The sequence below is a fragment of the Rhodococcus sp. IEGM1428 genome, assembly GCF_050321865.1.
Classification (GTDB): domain Bacteria; phylum Actinomycetota; class Actinomycetes; order Mycobacteriales; family Mycobacteriaceae; genus Rhodococcoides.
The window spans coordinates 723798-749276 of the sequence record NZ_JBNQFW010000001.1 but is presented as its reverse complement, the minus strand read 5'-3'; the positions used below and the strand labels follow the sequence as shown (position 1 = coordinate 749276).

Annotated in this window: 23 protein-coding genes; 8 read left to right on the top strand and 15 right to left on the bottom strand. The window is 65.4% G+C overall.

Annotated features, from left to right (window positions below; translation table 11 throughout):
• Positions 1-9: 9 nt before the first annotated feature.
• The 5 genes from ACQR3T_RS03450 (at position 10) to ACQR3T_RS03430 (ending at position 4701) form a co-directional block, all read left to right on the top strand.
• Entirely contained in the window at positions 10-1758 is a 1749-nt protein-coding gene (locus tag ACQR3T_RS03450; protein WP_428692535.1) for an Hsp70 family protein, read from the top strand.
• Between the two features lie 106 nt (positions 1759-1864).
• Entirely contained in the window at positions 1865-2551 is a 687-nt protein-coding gene (locus ACQR3T_RS03445; RefSeq protein WP_052070111.1) for a hypothetical protein, read from the top strand.
• Positions 2552-2591: 40 nt separating this feature from the next.
• A complete protein-coding gene (locus ACQR3T_RS03440) occupies positions 2592-3614 on the top strand; it encodes a C39 family peptidase (protein ID WP_052070110.1) in 1023 nt (340 codons plus the stop codon).
• A 47-nt stretch (positions 3615-3661) separates the two neighbouring features.
• Complete coding sequence (locus ACQR3T_RS03435) at positions 3662-4063, top strand: hypothetical protein (protein ID WP_052070108.1); 402 nt, start codon at positions 3662-3664, stop codon at positions 4061-4063.
• A 110-nt stretch (positions 4064-4173) separates the two neighbouring features.
• On the top strand, positions 4174-4701 hold the full coding sequence (locus ACQR3T_RS03430; RefSeq protein WP_032376729.1) for an RNA polymerase sigma factor: 528 nt from the start codon (positions 4174-4176) through the stop codon (positions 4699-4701).
• On the opposite strand, the gene tsaE is transcribed toward ACQR3T_RS03430, so the two are convergent.
• The 4 genes from tsaE to ACQR3T_RS03410 form a co-directional block, all read right to left on the bottom strand.
• The gene (gene tsaE, locus ACQR3T_RS03425; RefSeq protein WP_032376728.1) at positions 4682-5191 is read right to left on the bottom strand and encodes a tRNA (adenosine(37)-N6)-threonylcarbamoyltransferase complex ATPase subunit type 1 TsaE; all 510 of its coding nucleotides are present in this window, start codon (positions 5189-5191) and stop codon (positions 4682-4684) included. The two genes, ACQR3T_RS03430 and tsaE, sit on opposite strands and share 20 nt — an antisense overlap.
• Positions 5184-6203 (bottom strand): alpha/beta fold hydrolase, encoded by a 1020-nt coding sequence (locus ACQR3T_RS03420; RefSeq protein WP_032376727.1) that lies wholly within the window; start codon positions 6201-6203, stop codon positions 5184-5186. Before ACQR3T_RS03420 ends, tsaE begins: the two co-directional genes overlap by 8 nt.
• A 3-nt stretch (positions 6204-6206) precedes the next feature.
• Entirely contained in the window at positions 6207-7397 is a 1191-nt protein-coding gene (gene alr / locus ACQR3T_RS03415) for an alanine racemase (RefSeq protein ID WP_052070106.1), read from the bottom strand.
• 72 nt (positions 7398-7469) lie between these two features.
• The gene (locus tag ACQR3T_RS03410) at positions 7470-8912 is read right to left on the bottom strand and encodes an NAD(P)H-hydrate dehydratase (protein WP_428692534.1); all 1443 of its coding nucleotides are present in this window, start codon (positions 8910-8912) and stop codon (positions 7470-7472) included.
• A gap of 89 nt (positions 8913-9001) precedes the next feature.
• On the opposite strand from ACQR3T_RS03410, the gene ACQR3T_RS03405 reads away from it, so the two are divergent.
• Positions 9002-9376: a plastocyanin/azurin family copper-binding protein gene (locus ACQR3T_RS03405; RefSeq protein ID WP_052070105.1), complete on the top strand. Its 375-nt coding sequence runs from the start codon at positions 9002-9004 to the stop codon at positions 9374-9376.
• A 7-nt stretch (positions 9377-9383) separates the two neighbouring features.
• Here the strand turns inward: ACQR3T_RS03405 and glmS are convergent, their stop codons facing one another.
• On the bottom strand, positions 9384-11246 hold the full coding sequence (gene glmS / locus ACQR3T_RS03400; RefSeq protein ID WP_032376725.1) for a glutamine--fructose-6-phosphate transaminase (isomerizing): 1863 nt from the start codon (positions 11244-11246) through the stop codon (positions 9384-9386).
• Between the two features lie 98 nt (positions 11247-11344).
• Between glmS and ACQR3T_RS03395 the strand changes: the two genes are divergently transcribed.
• Entirely contained in the window at positions 11345-12205 is an 861-nt protein-coding gene (locus ACQR3T_RS03395; RefSeq protein WP_094616500.1) for a dienelactone hydrolase family protein, read from the top strand.
• A 288-nt stretch (positions 12206-12493) separates the two neighbouring features.
• Here the strand turns inward: ACQR3T_RS03395 and ACQR3T_RS03390 are convergent, their stop codons facing one another.
• Together ACQR3T_RS03390 and ACQR3T_RS03385 are read right to left on the bottom strand one after the other, a co-directional pair.
• Positions 12494-14398: a hypothetical protein gene (locus ACQR3T_RS03390; protein ID WP_428692533.1), complete on the bottom strand. Its 1905-nt coding sequence runs from the start codon at positions 14396-14398 to the stop codon at positions 12494-12496.
• Positions 14395-14700 (bottom strand): type VII secretion target, encoded by a 306-nt coding sequence (locus ACQR3T_RS03385; RefSeq protein WP_428692532.1) that lies wholly within the window; start codon positions 14698-14700, stop codon positions 14395-14397. The genes ACQR3T_RS03390 and ACQR3T_RS03385 overlap by 4 nt, the downstream gene beginning before the upstream one ends.
• Before the next feature lie 152 nt (positions 14701-14852).
• On the opposite strand from ACQR3T_RS03385, the gene ACQR3T_RS03380 reads away from it, so the two are divergent.
• A complete protein-coding gene (locus ACQR3T_RS03380; protein WP_032404679.1) occupies positions 14853-15893 on the top strand; it encodes an LLM class F420-dependent oxidoreductase in 1041 nt (346 codons plus the stop codon).
• 4 nt (positions 15894-15897) lie between these two features.
• Here ACQR3T_RS03380 and glmM read toward each other — a convergent pair whose 3' ends face one another.
• The 8 genes from glmM to eccCa all read right to left on the bottom strand — a co-directional run bounded on the left by glmM (position 15898) and on the right by eccCa (position 25279).
• The gene (gene glmM, locus ACQR3T_RS03375; RefSeq protein ID WP_428692531.1) at positions 15898-17253 is read right to left on the bottom strand and encodes a phosphoglucosamine mutase; all 1356 of its coding nucleotides are present in this window, start codon (positions 17251-17253) and stop codon (positions 15898-15900) included.
• 106 nt (positions 17254-17359) lie between these two features.
• Positions 17360-17887: a 30S ribosomal protein S9 gene (gene rpsI, locus ACQR3T_RS03370; RefSeq protein ID WP_032376665.1), complete on the bottom strand. Its 528-nt coding sequence runs from the start codon at positions 17885-17887 to the stop codon at positions 17360-17362.
• Positions 17884-18327: a 50S ribosomal protein L13 gene (rplM, locus tag ACQR3T_RS03365; RefSeq protein WP_027496344.1), complete on the bottom strand. Its 444-nt coding sequence runs from the start codon at positions 18325-18327 to the stop codon at positions 17884-17886. Before rplM ends, rpsI begins: the two co-directional genes overlap by 4 nt.
• A gap of 167 nt (positions 18328-18494) precedes the next feature.
• Positions 18495-18836, bottom strand: coding sequence for a TraR/DksA C4-type zinc finger protein (locus ACQR3T_RS03360; RefSeq protein ID WP_428692530.1), 342 nt, complete (start codon positions 18834-18836; stop codon positions 18495-18497).
• 117 nt (positions 18837-18953) lie between these two features.
• Positions 18954-19235, bottom strand: coding sequence for a WXG100 family type VII secretion target (locus ACQR3T_RS03355; RefSeq protein ID WP_428692529.1), 282 nt, complete (start codon positions 19233-19235; stop codon positions 18954-18956).
• A gap of 66 nt (positions 19236-19301) precedes the next feature.
• Entirely contained in the window at positions 19302-19667 is a 366-nt protein-coding gene (locus ACQR3T_RS03350) for a WXG100 family type VII secretion target (RefSeq protein ID WP_428692528.1), read from the bottom strand.
• Between the two features lie 159 nt (positions 19668-19826).
• Positions 19827-21284 carry a type VII secretion-associated protein gene (locus ACQR3T_RS03345; RefSeq protein WP_428692527.1) on the bottom strand — a complete coding sequence of 486 codons (1458 nt, stop codon included), beginning with the start codon at positions 21282-21284 and terminating at the stop codon, positions 19827-19829.
• Positions 21281-25279: a type VII secretion protein EccCa gene (gene eccCa / locus ACQR3T_RS03340; protein ID WP_428692526.1), complete on the bottom strand. Its 3999-nt coding sequence runs from the start codon at positions 25277-25279 to the stop codon at positions 21281-21283. Before eccCa ends, ACQR3T_RS03345 begins: the two co-directional genes overlap by 4 nt.
• Between the last annotated feature and the right edge of the window lie 200 nt (positions 25280-25479).

Genomic DNA, 25479 nt, shown 5'->3' with positions numbered 1-25479 from the left:
GGTAAGCACATGATGGCCGGTTGGATGCTCAGCGTCGACTTCGGTACGTCCAATACCGCTGCCGCACATGCCGACAACGGCTCGGACGCGGCGGAGGTAGTGCCCCTGACGCACCAGGGAAACCTGATGCCGTCGGCGGTGTTCGTCGAGTCCCCGCACTCGATCGAAGTCGGCGACGTGGCGATCAACCGAGCACAGACCAACCCCGCGGCCTTCGTTCCGTCGCCCAAGCGCGTCATCGGCCAAGAGGTGCTCAACGTCAACGGCTACGACATTCCGTCGGCACTGCCCGCAGCCGCAGTACTGCACGCCGTCATCACGGCCGCGACAGCAATCCGGCGCGGAGTTCCACCGAACCGATTGATACTCACACATCCGGAAGCGTGGTCTCCCCGCGAGATCGACATACTTCTCGACGCGGCCGCCCGAGTCGGCTACCCGCGCGACAGGGTAGCGACCGTATCCGAGCCCCGAGCAGCGGCGCACTATTACTCGAGATCGAGCGCGATGCCGCCAGGAACCGAGATCGCAGTGTTCGACTTCGGGGGCGGCACACTCGATGTCGCCGTCCTGCGAGCCACCGAGCACTCGTTCGAGGTGATCGCCGCGCGGGGTGACAACACCTTGGGCGGGAAGTCCTTGGACTCGAGGCTGCGCCGTTGGGTGGACGAACAACTACTCGACCGCAACCCCGAATTGCTCGACTTCATTCGACGCAGTGCGCCCATGCACGTGGCCCGCAGCCTCGAGGACTCCATTCGGCGGGCCAAGGAGCTGCTGTCGTCGACCCCATCGGCGTCGGTGACCGTTGCAGGCAACGGGCAGCAGGAAACGCTGTACATCACCCGCGACGAGTTCGACGAACTCATCGCCGACGATGTGGAGCGGGCAGTGCAGCTGACTCGTCAGACCTTGGTCGACGCCGGGATTGCCGTCGGGAACCGCCTCTCTGCGCTGTACCTCACCGGCGGGTCGTCACGGGTGCCGATAGTGCACGACCGGCTCGCTGCGCTCGGCCCTATCGCCACTCTCGACGACCCCAAAACCGTTGTCGCGCAGGGCGCATTGATCGCCACCGCGCATCGGTCCGCAGCCCAGGACACTTCACCGACCCCGACGCCGACCCCCGCCACCACGCCGGTCGCCGACACTGCATCGTCCTCGGGTGCACGGAGAAAGCCCGCAGCCCGCACCGTCGTCGCCTCGACAATCGCAGCGGTGGTGGTCATCGCAGCGCTGATCGCCGGGTTCATCGTCTTCGGCAGCGATCGAGACAGCTCGAGTACAGCGGATACCGGCGGAACCACGACCGCGAGCGGGGCCGCCGCATTCGCGTCGGATGTCGATGCCATCCGCTCGGCACTACCGAGCGCACTGAACAGTGCGGTCGAGAAGTGCGTCAACTCCGACTTCACCGATACCGGCGGACTGATCGCATCCTGCACGCTGGTTTCACCGAGCACGTTCGACCCGTTGTTCGAGTCCACCTACGGACCCGCACACACCTTCACCTCGTATGTCGACATCAAGCAGGTCAAGCGCCAACTCGCAGGCATTCGCGACTATCCCCTGGCCCCCGGCGACACGGTAATCGACGGCGCAGCAAGCAGTTCCAAGATCGTCTACGGCAAGGGGTACAGCGCCTCCACGAGTACGGCAGAGTACTTCGACCCCGGCACCGGCCTGTCCGCACGGTTCTCGAACTTCACCACCGACGACAACGCGCTCGAATTTCTGCGGGCAATCGGTCTGCTCTGAAAAGCCGGAGTCGCGAACGAATATCGCACGCGGCGGGAACATTGCGATCAATCGGCGCATCTCACTACCGATTGCCCGCGAGACACACACAAAAAAGGAGCAAGCCATGCCTCCCCAGGAACCCACCTCGAGCGAACCCACCGCACCCGCCTCCACTAACCCTCAGGTGACCGGTAACCCGGACGACGCCAAGTTCGTCGAACCAGGCACGGTGCCGGCACCGACGACCACCGACGACTCGGCCGCCTCCGTCCCCGAGCCCGCCGCCCCGACTCCTGCGGCACCGGCGACTGCCCCGGAGCCCGCGAGCTCGGCCCCCGAACCAGCCGACACGAATTCGTATGTCTCGCATCGCGATCTCGACGGCGACGGCGTCGTCGACACCACGCAGATCGACCTCGACGGCAACGGAACCGTCGATCAGATCCTGCACGACTACGACGGAGACGGAGTGGCCGACGTCGTCGAGACGTCCAGTGCAGGCGACGGTCGCTTCGACATCGTCGATACCGACCTCGACGGTGACGGTGTCACCGACGAGACCCGCATGGACACCGACGGCAACGGCAACGCCGACACGGCCATCTTCGATCTGGACGGCGACGGCACGGCGGACGAGGTGGATCTCGACACCGACGGGGACGGAGTGATCGATACCGTCCTCCTCGACACCAACGGCGACGGCACACTCGATTACCTCGGAGTCGACACCGACGGCGACGGATACGCGGACGAGGTCTACATCGACACCGATCAGTCCGGCGATTTCAACCCCACGCCGGACCTGGCCTGATCCCCGCGTTCGTTCCTGATCCCAGACGAAAGAGACCGAGATGAACGAGCACTTCGATTTCACCGACACCTCCGCGGACCACGACGCGGCATCGGGCACGGACACCGACGACTACTCGGACAGCGTCGACCATTCGCTCGGCGACACCCTCGCAGCACCGTCGATGCCCACGATGCCCTCGATGGACTACGTCGAATCGCCGAGCGCGGTGTCGGCACCCGACATGCCCGACATGCCGTCGATGACCCCGGATTCCGCGCCAGGAGTTCCCGACCCTTCGGTACCGGACCTGAGCGACCCGCCGACCGAATCACCCTCGCCTGCAGTGGTTCCCGAGCCGAACACCGATCCCGAGCCGGCACTCGTGCCCGAGCCGGCCGACGTCCCGCCTCCTGCCCCCGAGCCCGTGGATGTTCCGCCGCCTGCGGACGGCGCTCCGGTGCCCGAGGACGGCTCCTACGGCACCCCGACGGCATGGACGGCAGATTGGTTCTATCAGGAGGTCGACGGTTACTGCGGGCCGTCGTCGATTGCGCAGGTGGTCTCCGAGTACACCGGACTGAACATCACCGACCCCCAGCAGTTGGTCGATCGAGCCCTAGAGCTCGGCCTGTTTCCCAACAACGATCCGTCCATGGGTATGACGTCCGCCGACATGGAGATCCTGATGGAAGATCAAGGAGTTCCGTGCCATCTCGAGAGCAGTTCGATGCAGGACCTCGAGGCGAAGCTGTCCGAAGGGTACGGCGTCATCGCCATGGTCGACTCGGGTGAAATCTGGTACCCCGGTACCGAGACCTACGAGGACGACACTCCCGATCACGCATTGGTCGTCGCCGGCATCGACGAGGATCGCGGCGTGGTGATCTTGTCCGACCCCGGCAATCCGGACGGCAACCAGTTCGAGATCTCCATCGACGAGTTCGACAACGCCTGGGCAGACTCCGATCACGAGATGCTGGTGGCGGACGACACCGATCCGGATCTCGCCGACACCACTTCGGTCGATCCCGGCCTCGCTGCCCTGGCCCCCAAACTGTGGGCCCTCATCCCGCTGACCTGATTGTCTGAATATGAGTGCATACTCGTGAAGGACGAGAGGATTGTGAAGTGAGCAGCGACGGCGACAGCGTCTTCGACATTCTCGGCCTCGACCGATCGGTCGTGCTACCGGCACCACCTGCCGATGTCTGGTCGGCAGCGCTCTCCCACGCGCTCGATCCCGACTCTCCCCCCGTCGACGACGTGATGGTCCCGATCATGGACGACACGGATACCGTTTTCGATGCGCAGGACGTGCTGTTGCCCGACCCGGACGACGACAACGATTCCGACACCGCCGGGGGCTACGATCCTTCCCACGACGGTCTACTGGATCACGGATCGTCGCACCTGGACGGCAATGATCATCACACCGACGAGCACGATCATCACAGCCACGAGCAGGATGACGGCGGGCACTGGGGTGCGGACGACATCGACCTGGGCGACGGATCCGACTTCGGACCGTAGTCGAACGAGTCCATCCGCCTCAGGGGGCGGCGAGACGATGTCTCCGCTGAGCGATATCATTACCTCAGGAACAGAAACAGACCGACTAGTCCTGTGTTGGGGGAGCATGTATGAACGACAGTGCTTTGTTGGCCTTGTGCCGGGAGGGCGACAGTGCTGCGTTCGGCGAGCTGGTCGGTCGACATCGCACTCACGCCTGGGCAGTCTGCCTGCAGATCACCGGAAATCGGCACGACGCCGAGGACGCCCTACAGGACACTCTCACCTCGGCTTGGCAGAATCTCCACCGATTCCGCGGTGATGCCAAATTCAGCACGTGGCTGCATCGCATCGCTGCCAACGCATCGCTCTCGTTGATCCGTCGACGCAAGGAAGTCCTCGACTACTCGCCTGAGGGGATCGAACTGCCCGACCTGTCGTCCCCCACGGCCGACCGGGTAGCAGACGTGGACGCAGTTCGATCTGCCCTGGCTCAGCTCCCGGAGGACTTCCGCGAGGCAATCGTGCTTCGAGAGTTCGCCGATCTGTCGTATTCGGAGATAGCCGCCCACCAGCGGGTCGGGATTCAGACGGTCAAGAGCCGGATCAGCAGGGGGCGAGCACAGTTGGTGGCTCTACTCACGCCGGCAGCGGGCTGACCGGCACATCGCCGACACGGCGAGCGCTCACGCGTCGAACATCCGACTCCGGATCGCGCGTCAACCGAATCGAGACGTGTCCGTCCGTCAGTTTTTCGACCAAACCCTCGCCCCACTCGACCACGACCACCGCATCGGTGAGGTCGGTATCGAGGTCCAGAGCGTCGAGTTCGTCGAGTGCCGATTGTCCGGTCATCCCGAGCCGGTAGGCATCGACGTGCACGAGCGCAACCGGCGGTAAACCATGCGGCCGCGGCCCGGGCCGATGCTCACGGGCAATGACGAAGGTCGGTGACGTCACCCGCCCCTGCACGCCGAGACCTGCGGCAATACCTTTGGTCATCGCGGTCTTCCCTGCGCCCAACGGACCGTCGAGAATCACCAGATCACCCGCCACCAGTACGTTCGCCAACCGTGCGCCGAACTCGGCAGTGTCTGCAGCAGTGAGCAACTCGGCATCCACCGGCAGTGTCAACAGCACGTCAGACAACGCCCCACCGCCGCTTCTTGCCTGCGGCTTCCGACGCTCGCGCCACGAGGCGCAGAATCGCGCCGTTGACCTGTTCCGGAAATTCGAGCTGAACCAGATGTCCGCCCTGTCGGACGCGTACCGTCTCCGAACACGGCAGGGCCTGCGCCAGCGCCTCGGAACTGGCGAGCGGGATGATCCAATCCTCGTCGCCACACACCACCGATACCGGAATGTTCTCGAATTCCACGAGAGCCTCGGACTCGTCGTGCAACTCGAGTGTTTCGAGAAAGTTGACGATCGTGACAACCGAGGTGTCGTCGATCATCGATTGAGAGAATGCCACCAGACGCGGGGACACCCTGGTTCCGTAGGACGCCGCACGCAATATCGGTGAGATGAGTGCGCGCACGGCACCACGGCCGAACTGCACGACGCCGGGCGAGGTCCGTACCGCGAGGCGAAACGCGTCGACCGCCGGATTCTGCAGACTACGACCGACTCCAGATTGCGCGAGACCGGCAGCGGTCGTCGAGATCAGCACCGCGCCTATGACTCGCTGGCGCAGCACGTCCGACCGTTGCCGTGCCATGGACAGGATCGACATACCGCCCATCGAGTGACCGACCAGGACGATGCGCCCCTTGGGCACGACCGAGCGAATCACCGCGTCCAGATCCAGGCCAAGCTGGCCGATGGTGCAGCTGTCCGGGCTCGGCACGCCCGAGCGACCGTGGCCGCGCTGGTCGTAGAAGACCATGCGAACCGTCGAACCCCATTGCTGTTCGAGTGCACGACGTTGGAAATGCCAGGACGACGTACGCAGACAGTAGCCGTGCACGAAGATCACGGTCAGCTCGGCATCGCTCGGGCCGACTTCGCGCACCGCCAGTGGCACACCGTCGTCCGCGGTGACGATACTGCCGCGGTCCGCGTCCATGAGATCGAGATTTTCGGTGGCCAGCGGGTCCTTGTTCGATCGGAACGCCGTCTCGCGCACCACAATTGCAATACTCTCCAGCAATCCGAGCATGATCTATTCCGTCGCCTCCCCTGAGCGCGCGCCGACGAACCGTCGTCGAACACGTCCACGAATGCCGGTGACGACCTCGTAGCTGATCGTTTCGAGCGCGTCTGCCCAATCCTGGGCGTGCGCCTCTCCCCTGTCCCCTGGCCCGAAGAGTAGCGCCTCGTCGCCGACCGCGACACCCGAGCCGTCGTCGCCGAGGTCGACGACGAATTGGTCCATGCACACTCGTCCCACCGAAGGGAAACGCCGACCTGCGATCGTCACCTCGAACCGCCCACTGAGTCTGCGGACGACGCCGTCGGCATATCCGAGAGCGATGAGCGCGACCACGGTGTCGGTTTGAGCGGTCCAGGTGTATCCGTACGACACCGATTCACCTTTGCTCACCTTCTTGATGTTCGCCACCTGCGCCGACAGGGTCATCACCGGCCGCAAACCGAAATTTCCCAACTGCGGCACGGGCGACAAACCGTAGAGAGCAATACCCGGACGGACCATGTCGAAACAGAGATCGGGCCTGGTCAACGTCGCCGCCGAGTTGGACAGATGTACGACGGCGGGAGGCGTTCCGCGCCGGGTGGCGCGACTCACTGCGTCGCGAAGCCGCTGAGCTTGGGTGTCGTTGGCCGGGTGCTCGGGTTCGTCGGAGCACGCGAGGTGCGAGAACATGCCGACCAAGTGCACGGCTCCCTCCGCGACGGCGGCCGCCGTCGCATCGAGGACGACATCGAGATCTGCCTCCGCGACCCCGTTGCGATTGAGCCCGGTATCGATCTTGAGCGAGAGGTCTGCGGCGCGGCCGACTCTGCGCGCTGCTGCCACCACGGCGTCGAGCTGGGCTGCCGTGGACACCCCGATCCCCACCTGCGCGGTGATCGCGGCATCGTAATCGGAATCCGTTCGATGCAGCCATGCCAGCACAGGTACGCCGATTCCCGCTGCGCGGAGTTCGAGAGCCTCGCCGATCGTGGTGACGCCGATCTCCTGCACGCCTGCTGCCACCGCGGCGTGTGCGACCTCGACGGCACCGTGGTTGTACCCGTCGGCCTTGAGCACCGCCATCACGGCAGCGTCGCCGGCGAACTGTTGCAAGACGCGTACGTTGTGGGCCACTGCGTCGAGGTCGACGGACGCCACCGCGCCCGAACCTGTCCTCTCGTCACCGCAGCCGATACTCACAACATTCGATAGTGCCATCCGGGCCGGGCAAACGACGGATCAGGGTGGCACAACTCGTGACACACCCGGTGCCCGGAGTGGGACCTGAAACTATCTCGATCCGTCTGTGAGCGAGCGCACGGTACGGATCGCGTCCGAGATGGACGCGCACAGTGGGCTCGCCGATACGGGCGCCGCGAACTCCCCGCCCGATCCATGTGCCGCGCGGGCTGCGGCGAGAGCGTGGACCTTTGCCCCGCAGGCCGCAGCGGTGGAGGGCGACATTCCCGAGGCGAGCAAGGCCCCGAGGATGCCGGAGAGAACGTCGCCGGATCCGGCGGTCGATGCGGCCGATCCCCCGGCGTCGCTGACGAAGGTGGTCCCGTCGGCATCGGCGATGATCGTTGCGCGTCCCTTGAGCAGCACGGTCACACCCCAACGTGCGGCAAGATCGCGCACCGCTCCCACGCGGTCGGGGCCCGGGTCCGACCCGGTCAGGCGTGCGAATTCTCCGGCGTGCGGGGTCAACAGGGTCGGTGCGGTGCGCCCGGTCACCCACTGTGCGTTGCCTGCGAGGATCGTCAGCGCATCCGCATCGACGACGACCGGCAGATCCGATTCCAGCACCCGGCGCACTGTCTCCGCCGAGGGCTCGTCGGTACCGAAGCCCGGACCGACCACCCACGCCTGAACTCTGCCGGCCACGTCGAGATCTGGGGCGGCCACCACCTCCGGATGATGCGAAACGACCTCTGCGCCCGCGCTTCCCACGTAGCGGACCATTCCGGAGGTGGCCGCGACGGCCGCACCGACACAGAGCAGTGCGGCACCAGGGAATGTCGCGCTGCCGGCCAGGATTCCGACCACGCCCTGCGAATATTTGTCGTCCGAGGCGGTGGGTATCGGCCAGACGTTCCCGACGTCGGCCGGCTCGAACGACGCCATCACCGGAGCCGGAAGCGTCAGCCCGATGTCGACCAGTTCGACTCGGCCACAACGAGGTACGGCAAGAACGTGGACGGGCTTGCGCGCGCCGAACGTCACCGTCACATCGGCCGTCACCGCCGGACCCGGCGCAGCACCGGTCTCGGCGTCCACACCACTGGGTACGTCCACCGACACGATCGGTGCGGTGATCTGCGCGACGACCGCAGCCGCGTCGGGTCGCAGTGGACCTCTACCGGAAATCCCCACGATGGCGTCGATCACGACGTCGGCCGGTCCGCACTGCGTCACCACCCGTCCGCCCGACGAGCGCAGGGCCTCGAGCCCTTCGGCATGCGCACGTGCCGGATCGAGAAGCAGCGCGGACACCGAGACGCCCCGTCGACGCAGATAGGCCCCGGCCCACAGACCGTCGCCACCGTTGTCACCCGTGCCCACCAGAATCGTCACGCGCCGACCCGCGACGCCGCCCGTGCGCGCCGCGAGCTCGGCTGCCACCACAGTGGCCAAGCCATAGGCGGCGCGACGCATGAGAACGCCGTTCGGCAAGGAATTCAGCAGCGGCGCTTCCGCATTCCGTATCTGCTCGGGTGTGTAATAGGCGCGCATGCCGAGGTCCTCTCGTTACCCGCTGGCGTGAACCTCGAGCCTACGTGCGCCCGATCAGGCACCGTGACGTAGGCGGTTAGCCTCGAAAGATGACATCTCGCGGCGGTGGAACGGCAGCGTTCACGCTCACGGTCCTGCTACCGATCGTTGTCGGGGCGACCGGCTGCACCGAGGACCCGTCGACGCTGACGGTGGACGAATCGATCGCCGACGTCACCGTGCAGGTGGCCGGAATGGCCTACTCCCCTACGTCTGTCACGATCGACGTCGGCCAGAGTGTGGCGTGGCATTTCGCCGATCGCGGCGTCGGACACAACGTGGTCGGTGTCGGAGCGGCCTCGACCCTCCTGCACAGCCCCATGCTCGGATACGGCGACTACGTGCAGACTTTCGACGAGCCCGGCACCTACCGCTACTACTGCACCCTCCATCCGCAGATGAAGGGTGCAGTGGTCGTCAGATGATCGGGCTCTACTCGACGGTGACGGACTTGGCCAGATTGCGCGGCTTGTCCACGTCGTAGCCCCGCGCCTGGGCGACCTCGGCAGCGAACACCTGCAGTGGGATGGTCGACAGCAACGGCTGCAACAGCGTCGAAGCGGCCGGTATCTCGATCAGGTTGTCGGCGAACGGCCGCACTGCCTCGTCGCCTTCCTCGGCGATGACGACGGTCCGCGCACCACGCGCCTGGATCTCCCGAATGTTGCTCAACATCTTCGAGTGCAGCACCGCGCGGCCCTTGGGCGAGGGCATCACGATGATCACCGGGACACCGTCCTCGATCAGCGCGATCGGTCCGTGCTTGAGCTCGCCCGCCGCGAAGCCTTCCGCGTGCATGTACGCGAGCTCCTTGAGCTTGAGCGCGCCTTCGAGCGCAACCGGGTACCCGACGTGTCGACCGAGGAAGAGAATCGTCGTCGCGGTCGACAGCTCTCGGGCGAGCGCCCGGACCGGCTCGACCGTCTCGAGAACTCGCTGCACCAACTCGGGCATGGCTTCGAGTTCGGCGAATTCGCGGGCGACCTCGTCGGGGTACTTGGTGCCGCGCGCCTGTGCCAGAGCGAGGCCGACCAGGTAGTTCGCGGTCACCTGAGCGAGGAATGCCTTGGTCGACGCGACGCCGATCTCCGGGCCAGCCCGGGTGTAGAGGACGGCGTCGGCCTCGCGAGGAATCTGTGACCCATTGGTGTTGCAGACGGCGAGGACACGCGCCTTCTGATCCTTTGCGTGCCGCACGGCTTCGAGGGTGTCCGCGGTCTCTCCCGACTGCGAGATGGCCACGACCAGGGTCGATCGATCCAGGACCGGGTCGCGGTAGCGGAACTCGCTGGCCAGTTCCACCTCGACCGGCAGCCTGGTCCAGTGCTCGATCGCGTACTTGGCGAGCAGACCCGAGTGGTACGCGCTGCCGCAGGCCACGACGAACACCTTGTCGACGTCGCGCAGCTCCTGATCGGACAACCGCTGTTCGTCGAGCACGATCCGACCGTTGTCGAAGTGGCCGAGCAACGTATCCGCCACGGCGGCCGGCTGCTCCTGGATCTCCTTGAGCATGAAGTAGTCGTGACCGCCCTTCTCGGCGGCCGCCAGATCCCAGTCGATTCGGAACGGGCGCCCCTGCGCCTCGTTGCCCTCGAAATCACTGATGTCGTATCCGTCTGCAGTGATCACGACAACCTGATCCTGGCCGAGTTCGACGGCGTCGCGCGTGTGCTCGATGAACGCCGCGACATCGGAACCGAGGAACATCTCGCCGTCGCCCACGCCCAACACCAGCGGCGTGGACCGGCGTGCCGCAACGATCGTGTCGGCGTGATCGGAATGGGTGAACACCAGGGTGAACGCACCCTCGAGTCGACGCAGGACAGCTTTGGCGCTGGCCACGAAGTTGCCCGCGGTCGGACCGTCTGCGTAGGCCCGCGACACGAGGTGCACTGCGACCTCGGTGTCGGTATCGGACAAGAACTCGACCCCGACAGCCTCCAACTCGGCCCGAAGCGGGCCGAAGTTCTCGATGATGCCGTTGTGCACCACGGCGACGGTGCCCGACGCATCACGGTGGGGGTGGGCGTTGCGGTCGGTGGGACGGCCGTGCGTCGCCCACCGGGTGTGTCCCATCCCGGTGGTACCGACGAACGTATCGGTACCGATGTCGTCCAATTCGGCTTCGAGATTCGCCAACCGACCCGCTTTGCGCTCGACGGCGGTGGCTCCCGCTCCGTCGAGAATTGCGATACCCGCAGAGTCGTAGCCCCGATATTCCATACGCCGAAGCGCTTCGACCACCACACCCAGAGCTGGGCGGTGGCCGACATAACCCACGATTCCGCACATGGTGGTTCAGGGTACTCGGCACGGCGCGCACGACCCATTCGCTCGGGTCGACGTGTCCCCGTCCCCTCACCGGCCCGCGTTCGGTAGCGTCATCTCTCGTGGCGAAACCGAAGAAGCTGGCATCTGCTCTCTCCAAGCGCGGCCCGCACAAGGTGCTGCGAGGCAACCTTGCCCTCGCCGGACAACCCGGCGTCGTCTACACCCCAGCCGAGGGCTTCGGCCTGCCCGGCGTGGCCTTCGCACACGGCTGGATGCTCCGACCCAGCCACTACACCGACACACTGAAGCACTTGGCGTCCTGGGGCATCGTCGTGGCGGCACCGGACACCGAGCGCGGCCTCGTGCCCTCGCACCGCGGACTCGCCACCGACCTGGGCACTGTGCTCGACATCATGACCGGCGTGCGATTGGGTCCAGGCAACATCAGCGTGCATCCGGAGAAGCTCGCCACCGCCGGCCATGCGATGGGTGCCGGGACTGCCGTTCTCGCAGCCTCTCGGCGATCGGACATCAAGGCCGTCGCTGCACTGTTCCCGGCACCGACGGCACCGTCGTCCGAGGACGCCGCCGCCGGCCTTACCGTCCCTGGGCTCGTCGTCGGCGACAACTCGAACGCCGATTCGCTCAACGACAATTCACTCGCTCTCGCCCAGGCCTGGCACGGACCATCCGTCCTCCGCCGAATCGACGGCTCGACGGCAGACGGATTCGTCGAAGGCCGGCGAATGCTCCGCTCACTGGGAATCAACAGCTCCGACCGCAAGACCCAGCAGCGCACCCGGGCTGTGCTGACCGCATTTCTGCTGTTCCACCTCACGGGCGACTCCGACTACGAGGAGCTGGCCGGATCGGCAGGTGAGATCGACGGAACCAGAGCGGTCGATCCGCACGCGCCGCTCGACGCCCAGCCCAAGCCCAAGGCCTCCGCGTCGATCAAGGCTCTTCTCGGCCGAGGCTGATTCGGATCGACCTCGCCCCACGTCAGACCAGCCAGGATCGCGGCCGTTCTTCGGGCTCGGTCTCGACATGCGGTACGGACTTTCGCCGATCCAGGTGAGCCGGCTGCAACACCGAGCCACGAGTCGGCTCCGTTTCCGGATCCACGGGGGAATCGGTGTGCGAGTCGTGTCGGCCTGACACTGCTGTGGGGGTCTGAGCCCGCCTGAGCGCCTCGGCCGCGCGCGCCATCGCGTCACGGTGCTCGTCGCGTATTCGATGCAGCTCACGCCGCCACCCGCCTGCGGCGCTCACAGTGTTCCCGCTTCACTCAGGCCGGCACCGGTGCTCGAATCGTGTGATTCGGCCGGAGGACGCGGGAGATCTGCCGACACCGGATGCTGCGCGGCCGACGGATCATTCCCGGACTCGTCTGCATCCTGCTGGACGGTCTCGTCCGTGGGCGATTCCGGCAGGCACTGCGCCTGCGCATCCGTCGACATGGGATCGGACCCCTGGCTCGGCACCGAATCGGCCGGTGCCGGCTCGACAGGACCGGACTCGGTCGGTGTCGTTTCGGCAGGACCGGAGTCGGTCGACGGCACAGGTTCTGAGGGCGGCACAGGTTCCGAGGGCGGCACAGGTTCCGACGGCGGCGTGGCTGCCGGTATCGATGGCTGGTTCGCGTCCACCTTGTCCGCAGCACCGGGTATCTCGACGATCTCGGGCAGGCCGAACGGGCCGATTCTCAACTCGAACGAGCGAACCCCCAGCCCCGGGGTTTCGAGTCGGAGCGTCACAGCACCGTCCTCTGACAGTGCGATGCGAGCGCGATGCCCATCGAGCTCGGCCTCGAGATGGCCGCGCTCGTCGGTGGCCCCGGGCGAGCGCGAGTCGATCGGGAACGACTGCTCCGGCAGCGACGATGGCACCGACTCCGTCCGCGGGCCGGCAGGATCGTCCTGCACCGCTGATCCGCTATCCGGTTCTGCAGTGGACGGAGCCGTGACGTCGCCGGAGCTGCGGTCATCGGAGCTCGCGTCATCAGCACTGCCGTCATCCGCGCTGCGGTCATCTGGGATCGCAGTGCTCAACGCTTCGTCGACGCGATCCACGATCTCGGCGACCACCCGATCCACGAGTCCGTCCAAGGATTCGCCGGCTCCGGCAGCGGACCCATCTTCGGATGTTCGTGGACCGAACGAGTCGGTACCTCCCGCGACCACGGATGGACCGGCGTTCGGAGCCGTGACTGCCGGTGCTGCGACTGTCGGACCCGCGATCGACTGTGCCGCACTGGCTGCCGGTGTCGCAGGAGCAGATGCAGTCGCCGGGGGCGTTGCCGACGAGTCGTCGGCTGCCTGCCACGGTTCGGCAGACGTTGTTCCGGGTGCAATTGCCCAACTCCGCTCGTCGAGATCGCCGAACGGCGGGTCGTGCACGTCGCCCAGAACATCGACCAGCAACGCCAGACTGTCTCGAACGGCGGTGTTCGTCGAGGTGCATGCGTCGAGCACAGCATCACAGGTGGTCTTCATCCTCGGGACGAACTCCTCGTGGATCCACTCCCTACTGCGTTCACCCACCTCGGCTGCGAACTCGTCCGATACGTCCGCACTTCGAGCTCGCTCGGCCAGTTCCTCGAATGCCGCCGCCAACCGAGGAAACACCGACTCTCGATCGAACGGAACGCATTCGATTCCCGAAGCAAGCAGGATCGCGTCGATCTCGTCCACAGTTCGACCGTCCACCGCATCGATGTCGAGTCCTCCGAACAGTTCGGCCTTGTCGGTGACTGCGTCGCGAAGAACTTCGACGGCGGCGGACATCGTCTGGTGTGAGTCCTCGATCAATTTCAGGAACTCGGTCGCTGTCTGTTGTTCGGCCGAGAGATAGATCTGCACGGCGTCGCCTGCCTCGCCGTGCCATCGCATCTGGAGAACCCGGCGCAATCGAACGTGTTCCTCGAGCTGATCGCCGAGTACCGCAGACATAGCTTCGACCGCGTCGGCATCGTTGCCGAGCGCGCCGAGATTCAAGCCACGTTGTTCGTCGTACCTCGCGCATATTTGCTTGTACTTCGGAAACTCTTCGCTGCTCGATACCCGGGCGACGAGTGGCAGGAAGCGCTCGAAGTGCAGCAGCCCTATCGCATTCGCATCGAGAATCTCGTCTATCGACGAGTGCTGCTCCGGAGAGACGGGAGGTGACGTCATCGAGGCGACTCGATCGTGTCTGCCGTCGTCTCGTCCTGGCCTTCGTAGTCGTTCATGGCAGTGACGATGGCGTTGGCGACGTCCTCGACCGAGGATCTCCACGAGTCGACGGCCCGGCCGAGGCCGTGGTGAGCTTGGGTGTACGCAGCGCCGAGGTCGCCGTAGTTCTGTCCGGCACCGGCCGCCCCGAAGCCCGCGTCGGCCACCGAATCCGCCGCACTGCCGAGTGCGTCTGCCGATAGCGCCAAGGCTTCTGCAACTCCGCGAACGCGGACCGCGTCCACCGAGAATCCCTCACTCATACGTCCCCGTCTCGCCCTCGATGTGCCCCTTTCTCACTATGACGTGCGCCGACGCACATCGGTTCCCCAGCGAGCGGTAACGTCCCGATGTGAAATGTCAGTAACAGGTACCTGAAGTAGCTGCCCGAGCTGCTCACCGAACGAGGAGTCCCATGCACATCGGAACGATGCTGAACTACAGCGGTGGTTTCAACGAGACGGTTGCCGAGGTAGCCGAGCTCGAGAAGGCAGGTCTCGACATCATCTTCGTGCCCGAGGCCTACTCGTTCGACGCCGTCAGTCAACTCGGATTCCTCGCCGCCAAGACGAGCACGATCAAGATCGCGTCCGGCATCTTCCAGATCTACACCAGGACACCGTCACTGACCGCCATGACCGCCGCCGGTCTCGACTACGTATCGGAGGGCCGCTTCGTACTCGGACTCGGCGCATCCGGGCCGCAGGTCGTCGAAGGCTTCCACGGCGTCAAGTACGACGCACCGATCGCACGAACCCGCGAGGTCATCGAGATCTGCCGCCAGGTCTGGCGTCGCGAGAAGGTGCAGTATCAGGGCAAGCACTACCAGATTCCACTGCCTGCCGACCAGGGCACCGGCCTGGGCAAACCCCTCAAGCTCATCAATCACCCTGTCCGCGATCGCATTCCAGTCGTCATTGCCGCTCTCGGACCCAAGAACGTCGAGCTCACCGCCGAGATCGCCGAGGGTTGGCAACCCATCTTCTACTTCCCCGAGAAGGCAGCCGACGTCTGGGGAGATTCGCTCGCTGCGGGCAAGGCCAAGCGTGACCCGTCGCTCGGCGAACTCCAGGTATTCGCAAGTCCCACCCTGGCCATCGGCGAGGACGCAGAAAAGTACCTGCCCTGGGTCAAGCCACACCTCGCGCTCTACATCGGCGGCATGGGTGCCAAGGGCAAGAACTTCTACAACTCGCTGGCCCAGCGCTACGGATACGAGGCCGAGGCCGAGAAGATCCAGGATCTGTATCTCGCCGGCAAGAAGGAAGAGGCGGCCGCTGCGGTCCCCGACGAGCTTGCTCGCGCAGTGAACCTCATCGGCCCGGAAAGCTACGTCAAGGAGCGGGTCGCTGCCTTCGCCGAAGCAGGTGTCACCACCCTCAACGTCGCGCCGCTGGCCGAGAACACCGCCGGACGCGTCGCGCAGTTGACAGCGCTGCGCGAACTCACCGCCTGAGACGTCAGACCGACGCGACCCGGTCCGCCAGCTCTTCGGCGAGCCGGGTCGCGACGTCGAGCTCGGAGGCCTCGACCATCACTCGCACCAGCTGCTCGGTACCGCTGGGGCGCAACAGAACTCGGCCCGATTCGCCGAGTTCGCGCTCGGCTACGGCCACCGCGTCCGATACCGACGGTGCCGACGCCACGGCCGCTTTGTCCGTCACTCGCACATTGATGAGCACCTGCGGCAGTGTCCGCATCACCGCCGCCAGGTCCGCGAGACTGCTGCCGGTCCGAGCCATTCGTTCCATCAGTCGCAGCGCAGTCGCGATGCCGTCGCCCGTCGTGCCGACGGCGGGAAGCACCACGTGACCGCTCTGCTCGCCGCCCAGCGCGAATCCGCCACGGCGCAATTCCTCGAGCACGTAGCGATCCCCGACTGCTGTGGTGCGCAACGTGATTCCCGCGTCACGCATCGCAATGTGCAGACCGAGATTACTCATGACCGTGGCAACCAACGTGTTGTCGGTCAGCTGATTCGCGTCACGCATGGCAATGGCCAGAACGGCCATGATCGCGTCACCGTCCACCACGGAGCCCGATGCGTCCACGGCCAGGCAGCGGTCGGCGTCTCCGTCGTGGGCGATACCGAGGTCGGCACCGTGCTCCACGACGGCCTTCTGCAACCCCTCGAGGTGCGTCGATCCGCACCCGTCGTTGATGTTGATACCGTCGGGTTCCGCGTTGATCGCCACCACCGTTGCGCCGGCCCGTCGGTAGATCTCGGGCCCGACGACCGAGGCGGCACCGTGCGAGCAGTCGACAACGACACGGACACCGTCGAGTCGATGCGAGACCGACGCAGCGAGGTGCTCGATGTACCGGGTGGCCGCGTCCTGGGCGACATCGATTCGACCGATCGCAGCACCGGTCGCGTCGAACAAAGGTCCGTCGTCCTCGGAGCGCGCGTCGGGATCGAGGGCGGCTTCGATGCGGTCTTCCACGTCGTCGTCGAGCTTGTGTCCGCCGGCAGCAAAGATCTTGATTCCGTTGTCGGGCATCGCATTATGGGATGCCGAGATCATCACACCGAGCGCCGCGCCGTATTCGGCGGTCAAATAGGCAAGCGCCGGTGTGGGAAGCACCCCGACGTCGATCACGTCGACACCCGAGGCGGTCAGTCCGGCCGACACGGCGGCACCCAGCATCGCTCCACTGACGCGCGGGTCACGGCCTACGAGTGCCACGCGTCTGCCGCCGTCGACGTTCGGTGCCAATACGGAGGCCGCTGCTCTCGCGATCTGCAACGCCAGCTCTGCGGTCAGAAGCCCGCCTGCCAGTCCGCGAACCCCGTCGGTACCGAACAATCGCGCCATGAACCAAGAACTCCTTCGAGCGGAGAGTGTGTCGTGAGAAATGCCTCGAGGGCAGGCATCCGATACTGATGGAGCCTGCCCTCGAGGATGGAACGGGTAAGACGCGTCAGCGCTTGGAGTACTGCGACGCCTTACGGGCCTTCTTCAGGCCGTACTTCTTGCGCTCGACTGCACGGGCGTCACGGGTGAGGAAGCCGGCTGCCTTGAGCGGCGGGCGATCATCGGGGGTGAGCTCGATCAGCGCACGCGAGATGGCAAGACGCAATGCGCCTGCCTGTCCCGACGGTCCGCCGCCGTGCAGCAGGGCAACGATGTCGAAGGACTCCGCGCGATCGACGAGCACGAGAGGAGCCTTGATCAGCTGCTGGTGCACCTTGTTGGGGAAGTAATCCTCCAGGGTGCGGCCGTTGAGCTTGAATCCACCGGTACCGGACGACATCCGAACACGAGCGACGGCTTCCTTACGGCGACCGACGGTCTGGATCGGACGATCGAACACGATCGGGGCCGGAGCGGCAGCAGCGGCCTCGATGTCCGCGGTCACCTCCGGCTCTTCGACGGCCACGAACTCGTCGGCGGCGATCTCTTCGATGTTCTCCTGCGACGTCACGTCATTTCCCTCCGGCGCCGTCACTGGGACACCTGCTTGATCTCGAACGGAACGGGCTGCTGGGCGGCATGCGGGTGGTTGGGGCCCGCGTAGACCTTCAGCTTGCTCGCGATGGCATTACCGAGCTTGTTCTTGGGGATCATGCCGACAACGGCCTTCTCCACCAGACGATCGGGGTTGTTCTCGAGCACCTGGCGGGTGGAGCGCGACTTCAGACCGCCCGGGTGGCCGGAGTGGTGGTGGTGGAACTTGCCGTCGAGCTTGTTGCCGCTGATGGCAACCTTCTCGGCGTTGATGATGACGACGAAGTCGCCACCGTCGACGTTGGGTGCGTAGGTGGGCTTGTGCTTGCCGCGGAGCAGAGTCGCAGCCTGGACGGCGAGGCGTCCGAGCACGACGTCCGTGGCGTCGATCACATGCCACGTCCGGGTGGTGTCCCCGGCCTTCGGGGCGTAAGTAGACACAGAAAATTCCTGTCTTCATGATGTCGCTGCTGGCCAAGACGTGTGGATGCCCTCGGCGGCCAGTTGAGACCCGAAGACAAGAGCTCTGAGCGCACATTAATGCGCGGCGAGCCCATACACGCCAACGGGGAACGATACCGGCAGTGGTCCCCCAGGTCAAAAACGTCTCAGCGCAGGCGCACGCACTGCACGCACCGGCGGGCGGCCGGTAGTGCCTCGAGCCTGATCGCCGGGATCTCGGTCCCACACCTGTCGCAGATACCGTACGTCCCGGCGGCGAGCCGCGAATCCGCCGCGTCGATCTCTCGCATCTCGGACTCGGTGTCGTCTATCAGTGCCGCGATCTTCGCTCGCTCGAACGCGATCGTCGACCCTTCCGGATCGTGTTCGTCATCGTCGGTGGTCCACCGCGATCCTTCGATCACCGACGCCAGTTCGTCTCGCAGGGACTCGAGTCGATGCTCGGCACGAGACCGCTCGACCGCGAGTGCTGCTCCGAAATCCGTCACCACACCAGTAGACCCCCGGGGTGGGCTCGGATGCCGAGAAACGGCATCTGCCCCGACCGAATTTCTCGGTCGGGGCAGATACCTTTCGTCGTACGTCTCTCCCGCAAGCCGAGAAAGTCAGCGAGCCATTCGCGCCTTGTTGGCCATCTCGACGCCGTGCATGGTCTCGCCACCGGTGCGGGCAGCCGCGACGAGGCTCGACAGAATGAGATTGAGCTCGTCGGATGCGGAATTCCACTGGCGCTGAAGCTCGTAGTAGGACGCCATCGCGTCGCCCTCCCACGATTCGTAGAGCCGCTTCGCAGTACTGTCCACGTCCCCGAGGAGGTCCTTGGTCACGTTCGCCTGCTTGTTCATCGCCTCGGTCAACGCCGCGATCTGCGCGAAGTCGTATTTCATGTCGAATCAGTCTCCTTGGTCGAGCTCGGTCGTGTGGTTTGTCTCGTGGTCACCGGATGCGAGGAGTTAGTTGAAGGAGGACAGGCCCGAGTTCAGGGACCCGGCCACCTGATTGACGGCCGACACGTTGTCGTCGTCGGCGTCGGAGTAGCCGTGGCCGTTGGTCTTGATGTCCGCGGAGATCTGTTCCAGCGCGCTGCGCATCTTCTGTGCGCTGGTGTCCCACTGCGCCATCACGTCCTGAAAAGACTTGCCTGCCTTGCCGACCCAGGCCTCGGCGGTCTGTTCGACGATGGAGCGGACTGCTGAATTGGAAGCGTTGATCGAGACGCTCAGCCCCTCGATCGTGGCTCCGGCAGCGACGAGCTCCTGCGGTGTGACTGTGACGCCGTTCGACGAACCCGTAGATTCCGGTCCCCCTGGATATCCCACTTCGACTCCTAGTACTCGTTACTCGAATCACGTGCACCCGCGGCACACGTGCTGTTCGACCGAGAGGCCTTGTCCGGCCTGCTCACTCCCCTACATCTCCTTGGACGCAGCAACCCCTCGATTCGGTTCCGGCTGCACTCGAAAAACTGTGGTCGGTTCTCACGCCGTCGGGACGATCTCCAGACTCTGGGTGGCCAGGTCGCATTCGGCGTCGATCACGGCCGAGTCGTCGCCCTCGAACTGGCAACCGATACTGACCTGCAGATCTGCTTCGACGAACACCCGCCAGAGCACCGTCGAATCGTCGAGGGGCGTCTCCGTGTAGGCGATCCCGACCCGACCACCGAAATCACGGACGGGTTCGAGCGACCCGACTGTGGAGTCCGGGCCACGGGCATCGACAGCCGATCGGAGCTCGGCCGCCACCTGATCCTGCGTCGAACCCGGCGTCAGGTCGGCCACCGTGACGACGATGCGTCGGTCCGGAGGTGTCGGCGGAATCAACACCATGCGGTCCGGGTCGTCCAGCCTCGTCCAGGTGGCCGGCAGACGCATCGAGGCCCGTCCCGATACGAACGTCACCGTTCGGACCGGCAGAGGTACATCGGTCGACGTGGTCGATGGTGCCGTATCGACGGTAGACACCGACGTACTGCTATTCGGTGCCACGATCGGCGAGAATGGCTGTGCTCCTGCGGTTTCGACCCTCCCGGGCGAACTGGAGACGAAATACACCGCGGCACATGTCGATACGACGGCGACCGCGATTCCGACCGCGACTGCGATTCGAGAGGACACCGGATTTCGCCGAGGGGACGGCACGGTGACGTCGTCGAGCCACGCTGCCGTCCGAGTCGTCGCGGCACGGACGGACGGTGCCGGTTCGAGATCCGCGCCGGCCCGCCGATACAGCGACCTGGCGATATCGAGTCCGGTCAGCCACCTGTTGGTGCGATCGACGACGAGGTCGGCTCCAGCGTTCGCCGATGCCACCACGAATACCTCGTCCGGGCAGTGCGAGACCGACGAACGAACGTGGTCACCGACCGCGTGCCGCCAGGCATCGTCGTCGCCTGCACCGAAGGGGACGACGGCACCGGTTTCACCGCCGTGCGCCCCCGACGGGTCGATGACGAGCACGGTCGTATCGAGAGCACCCACTTCTACGACGACCGCGGCGGACGGCGCACGTTCACCCGACGACTCGATCGCGGCCGCGGCCGTCTCCACGAGCACCACCTCGTTCGCCGACGCCGCGAACGTGGCGCGAAGGAAACCCGTGCGCTCGTCGCCCCAGATCGACGGATACGCGATCTCGAGTACATCGAGTCGGTCGTGCACCCCGGCGTTCTGCAGTGCCGACCACACGATCCCGTGCAGCACTTCGCCTCGGTTCCACACCGAGGTTCCCACCGCGATGTACGGGTCGTCGATACACAGCAGGGGCGGTATCTCCCCTGCCGCGTCGGCACGACCGAACACGAGGCGGCCACCTTCGACCGTGGCGAATGCCGAGCCGACGCTCTCTCGCGGTCCCTCGAGCGGGCCGCTCGTCGCGACGACCGAGACCTCGGCATACCCCAGATGCACTGCCGCATAGCGCCACGAGTCGGTCAACTGGAATGCCCGAGCTGGACGAGAGCCTGACCGGAGCGATCGACGAAGACGCCGCGTCCGGGCGGCATGGCACTGGGCCGTACCGTCCCGAGCAGGTTCCCCTCGTCGCGGCTTCCGCTCATGACCAGGCCCGGTGTCACCAGATCGCGTAGCCGCCCGATGACCGGGTCGAACAATGCCCGGCCTGCGCCGCCCGAGCGGCGCGCCACGATGACGTGAAGCCCGATGTCTCGTGCGTGCGGAAGATGTTCCACCAACGGAGCCAGAGGGTTTCCCGACGACGTGGCCACCAGGTCGTAGTCGTCGACGACGACGAACACCTCGGGACCATCCCACCAGGACCGGTCGCGAAGCTGTTGTTGGGTCACATCGGAACCCGGCATGCGGTCGCTCATACGACCGGCGAGGTCGACGATCATGCTCGTCAGAGTCGCCTGCGAGGCCGCGTAGCCCGCCAGATGATCGGAATCGACTGTACCGAGCAGAGTTCGGCGGTAGTCCGCGACGATGATCTTGACCCGATCGGATGAATTGGCCAGGGTGAGCGATCGACAGATCCCGCGCAGCAGAGACGTCTTGCCGCACTCGCTGTCGCCGAACACCACGAAGTGCGGATTCTCCGCGAAATCGACTACCACCGGTGCCAACTCGGCCTCGTCGATGCCGATGGGAACTCCGAGTTCGGGAGTGCCACCTCGTGTTCGAGGCCACGCATCGCCGAGCTGAGCAAGGATCGCGGAGCGTTCGAGCAACTCCGGCAGCATCCGAACCGGCGGCGCAGGGGTTCCCGTGGATGCCGCGGAGATCGCCGCGACCGATTCACCGACAGCGCGAGACAGATCGTCGACGGAACTCCGCTGGTCCACCCGAGGAAGCGCAATCGACATGTGCAGTCCTTCCCTGGTCATACCCCGTCCGGGCCGACCTTCCGGAACACTCGCTGCCTTCGCACGGCCCATGTCCGAATCCGACGGATCGCCGAGGCGCAATTCCAATCGGGTACCGATCAGATCTTTTGTCGCAGGACGAACTTCGGCCCATCGCGACGCTGTGAGGATCAGATGCAGACCGAAAGCAAGGCCCTGGGTGGCCAAGGTGGCGATCGACTGTTCGAGGCTCTCGAAGTCGGATCTGATGGACGGCCACCCGTCGATGACGAGAAAGACGTCCCCGAACCGATCGTCGGGATCGACGGGCTGCGTCGCACGTCGACGCCGGAACTCCGCCATCGAGTCGATTCCGCGATCACGGAAGGTCTTTTCCCGCTGCCGCACGACACCCGCAACCTCGGCCACGGTCCGCCGAACCCGATCGACGTCGAGCCTGTTGGCAACCGATCCCACGTGCGGAAGATCGGCCAGACCGGCCAACGTTCCGCCGCCGAAATCCAAGCAGTAGAACTGGATCTGCGCGGGTGAATGCGTCATGGCCAGCGCCAGAATCAGCGCCCGAAGAGCCGTCGACTTCCCCGATTGCGGGGCCCCGACGATAGCGACGTGACCTGCTGCACCGGAGAGATCGACTGTCAGCAGATCGCGGCGCTGATCGAACGGTCGATCGATGATGCCGATCGGAGCACGTAGACCCGAACGTGGATCGATGCGCTCGGTCAGGACCGACTCGGGCAGCAGCTGTATCAACGTGGGTGCGGTATCCAGCGGTGGCAACCACACTTCGTGAGCCGGCATCCCACGCCCGCGAATTCGTCCGACGACCACATCGAGCACCGTTGCACCGGTGGTCTCGGACTCGGCCGGCTCCGGTTCGTCCGCGGGAGCCTGTGCGGCCTCGATACGGCCGACATCGATGGAATCGAGTGGCACCGCGTAGGCAGTGAAGGGCCTCGGCCTGACGTCGGCTCCCAGCACAGCTCGCGCACCGATACTCGACCGTGGCGGCTCGTAGGGGCCGGAGACGTACGCTGCAGCAAACCTGACGATTTCCGCAGAATCGCACTTGAGGTAGCCCGCACCGGGTTGCGCGGGAAGGTGGTAAGCGTCGGGAACGCCGAGCACCGAGCGAGACTCGTTCGCGGAGAACGTCTTCAAGCCGATTCGGTACGAAAGGTGACTGTCCAACCCGCGCAGTTTTCCCTCTTCGAGGCGCTGACTGGCCAGGAGCAAATGCATATGCAGTGAACGCCCGAGCCTGCCGATCGCCACGAACAACTCGGCGAATTCCGGCTGCTGACTGAGCAGCTCCGAGAATTCGTCGACCACCACGAACAGAGCGGGCATCGGTGCCAGATTCGCTCCCGCGGCGCGCGCCTTCTCGTAGTCCGAGACGTTCGCGAAGTTTCCGGCCGAGCGCAACAACTCTTGGCGACGGTTCATCTCGCCGGCCAACGCGTCGCGCATTCGATCCACCAACGCCAGATCCTCCGAGAGGTTGGTGATCACCGCGGCGACGTGCGGTGCGGACTCGAGGCCTGCGAACGTCGCGCCGCCCTTGAAGTCGACGAGCACCAAGTTCAGTTGTTCGGGCGAGTGCGTCGCCACCAATCCGAGCACCAGCGTGCGGAGGAACTCCGATTTCCCGGAACCCGTTGCACCGATGCACAATCCGTGCGGTCCCATCCCGTTCTCGGCCGACTCCTTCAGATCGATCTCCACCGGACTCCCGTCGGGTGCCACACCTATCGGCACCCGCAGTCTGTCGCGGCCGCGACGCATCGTCCAGGCCCGGTCGGTATCGAGGGCACCGACATCGGCGATCCCGACCAGACTGTTCCATCCCGAGACTCGCACTCCGTCGTCGCCGGTGGCATCGACCACCGACGACGCGGATGGAGCGCGAAACGGCGACAGGCGTCGGGCAACGGCGTGCGCCTGGGTGGTACTCATCGAATCCGCGACGGCGAAAACCTCGACCGCGGTCCCGCTCACGGCACCGATCGATCCGTTCTCGGCGAACAACTGGAGACCGCGCGATGCAGCGAGTCTGGGACAGAGACCGGACAAGTCGATGATCGTGACGGAATCGAGGCCCGTGTCGGTGAGGTCGGTCGACCTGTTGTCGAGAAGTCCGCCGTCCACCACGATCACCAGCTGAACTACACCGGGGACCGGAACTGCCCCGCGTGCGAACCGATTTCGTGAGGCGAGCACATCGCCGAGTGCGCTTTCGAGTTCGAGAAAGCTCCCGAAGATCATCCGAGCCGACCCTGCGACGTCACGCACAGCGTCGTGCTGCGTGTGCGGAAGCCACTTGGTCCACTCCCATTGCTCCACGGTGTCCGGACCGCAGACGATCGCGACTGCAACGTGGTCGGGGCCGTGAAAGCTGCACAGCGAGGCCAACATCGAGCGCACCATCGCTCGCGCACAGTCGCGATCGCCCGCTATCGACAGCGCCGCGAACCCCCTCAGCGACACCGCCGTCGGCAGCGCGGACACCACCGAATGCGCACGCACGAAACGGCGCAGCGACACCGCAGACACTGGCTCGAGCTCCTCCACCGGCCCTGTCTCGGGTGGTACCAAGCGGGTGGCCAGCCTTTGATCACCGAGACCGACCCGCACATGAGCGAAATCTGGGTCCGACTGTCGTCGCTCCCACATTCGTTCCGTTCCGGCGACCGACCACAGGGTCTCGGGTGACGGGTGGCTCCATTCGAGGGCCCTGCGCTGTGCACGCTCGGTCTCGGCGACGTCGCGGCGCAGCTGATCGAGGTAGCGCAGGTAGTCCTTTCGGTCCTCGTTCGCCTCGGCCGTACGTGCTCCACCGGACTTGCCGCCGCCCGCGAGCATTCCCACCATGGACATCAACATCATGGCCGGAAACATCAACATCATCGGGTTGGCCGCCGCACCGGAGGTGAACATCAGTGCGACCATCCCGACCATGGCCGCGACCATCACCAACGGCATCAATTTCATCAGCAGATTGCCGGGAACTGCGCGCGGAATCTCGGGTGGTGGCTGCAGATCGACCTCACCGCCCGGCGACCGGGGCACTGCCCTGCGCGCGCCGCGAACGAAGCGCACGGTACTCATCGATCCGCCCCCACGGCTGCGCCCCCACAACTGCCTCGCTGCGACCTCCCCCCGAGGCCGCGTGGACGACAGGCTAACGCATCGCAGACCGGGCGGTCCACGCACACATCGAGCGCCTGCCCGACTCGGTGCCGCCGCCGGGGTCGTACTGCGCGGGGATGCGAGAAATAGAACGCCGCCCGACGCCGTTACACATGAAT

What these genes read in the sequence shown, in the direction of transcription:
- eccCa (WP_428692526.1), bottom strand. Translation starts at nt 25,279, where the DNA reads ATGAGTACCGTGCGCTTCGTTCGCGGCGCGCGCAGGGCAGTGCCCCGG.
- ACQR3T_RS03355 (WP_428692529.1), bottom strand. Translation starts at nt 19,235, where the DNA reads ATGAAATACGACTTCGCGCAGATCGCGGCGTTGACCGAGGCGATGAAC.
- glmS (WP_032376725.1), bottom strand. Translation starts at nt 11,246, where the DNA reads ATGTGCGGAATCGTGGGTTATGTCGGCCACCGCCCAGCTCTGGGTGTG.
- ACQR3T_RS03380 (WP_032404679.1), top strand. Translation starts at nt 14,853, where the DNA reads ATGCACATCGGAACGATGCTGAACTACAGCGGTGGTTTCAACGAGACG.
- glmM (WP_428692531.1), bottom strand. Translation starts at nt 17,253, where the DNA reads ATGGCGCGATTGTTCGGTACCGACGGGGTTCGCGGACTGGCAGGCGGG.
- ACQR3T_RS03385 (WP_428692532.1), bottom strand. Translation starts at nt 14,700, where the DNA reads ATGAGTGAGGGATTCTCGGTGGACGCGGTCCGCGTTCGCGGAGTTGCA.
- ACQR3T_RS03390 (WP_428692533.1), bottom strand. Translation starts at nt 14,398, where the DNA reads ATGACGTCACCTCCCGTCTCTCCGGAGCAGCACTCGTCGATAGACGAG.
- ACQR3T_RS03445 (WP_052070111.1), top strand. Translation starts at nt 1,865, where the DNA reads ATGCCTCCCCAGGAACCCACCTCGAGCGAACCCACCGCACCCGCCTCC.
- alr (WP_052070106.1), bottom strand. Translation starts at nt 7,397, where the DNA reads ATGGCACTATCGAATGTTGTGAGTATCGGCTGCGGTGACGAGAGGACA.
- ACQR3T_RS03410 (WP_428692534.1), bottom strand. Translation starts at nt 8,912, where the DNA reads ATGCGCGCCTATTACACACCCGAGCAGATACGGAATGCGGAAGCGCCG.
- ACQR3T_RS03450 (WP_428692535.1), top strand. Translation starts at nt 10, where the DNA reads ATGATGGCCGGTTGGATGCTCAGCGTCGACTTCGGTACGTCCAATACC.
- ACQR3T_RS03430 (WP_032376729.1), top strand. Translation starts at nt 4,174, where the DNA reads ATGAACGACAGTGCTTTGTTGGCCTTGTGCCGGGAGGGCGACAGTGCT.
- ACQR3T_RS03405 (WP_052070105.1), top strand. Translation starts at nt 9,002, where the DNA reads ATGACATCTCGCGGCGGTGGAACGGCAGCGTTCACGCTCACGGTCCTG.
- ACQR3T_RS03440 (WP_052070110.1), top strand. Translation starts at nt 2,592, where the DNA reads ATGAACGAGCACTTCGATTTCACCGACACCTCCGCGGACCACGACGCG.
- ACQR3T_RS03420 (WP_032376727.1), bottom strand. Translation starts at nt 6,203, where the DNA reads ATGCTCGGATTGCTGGAGAGTATTGCAATTGTGGTGCGCGAGACGGCG.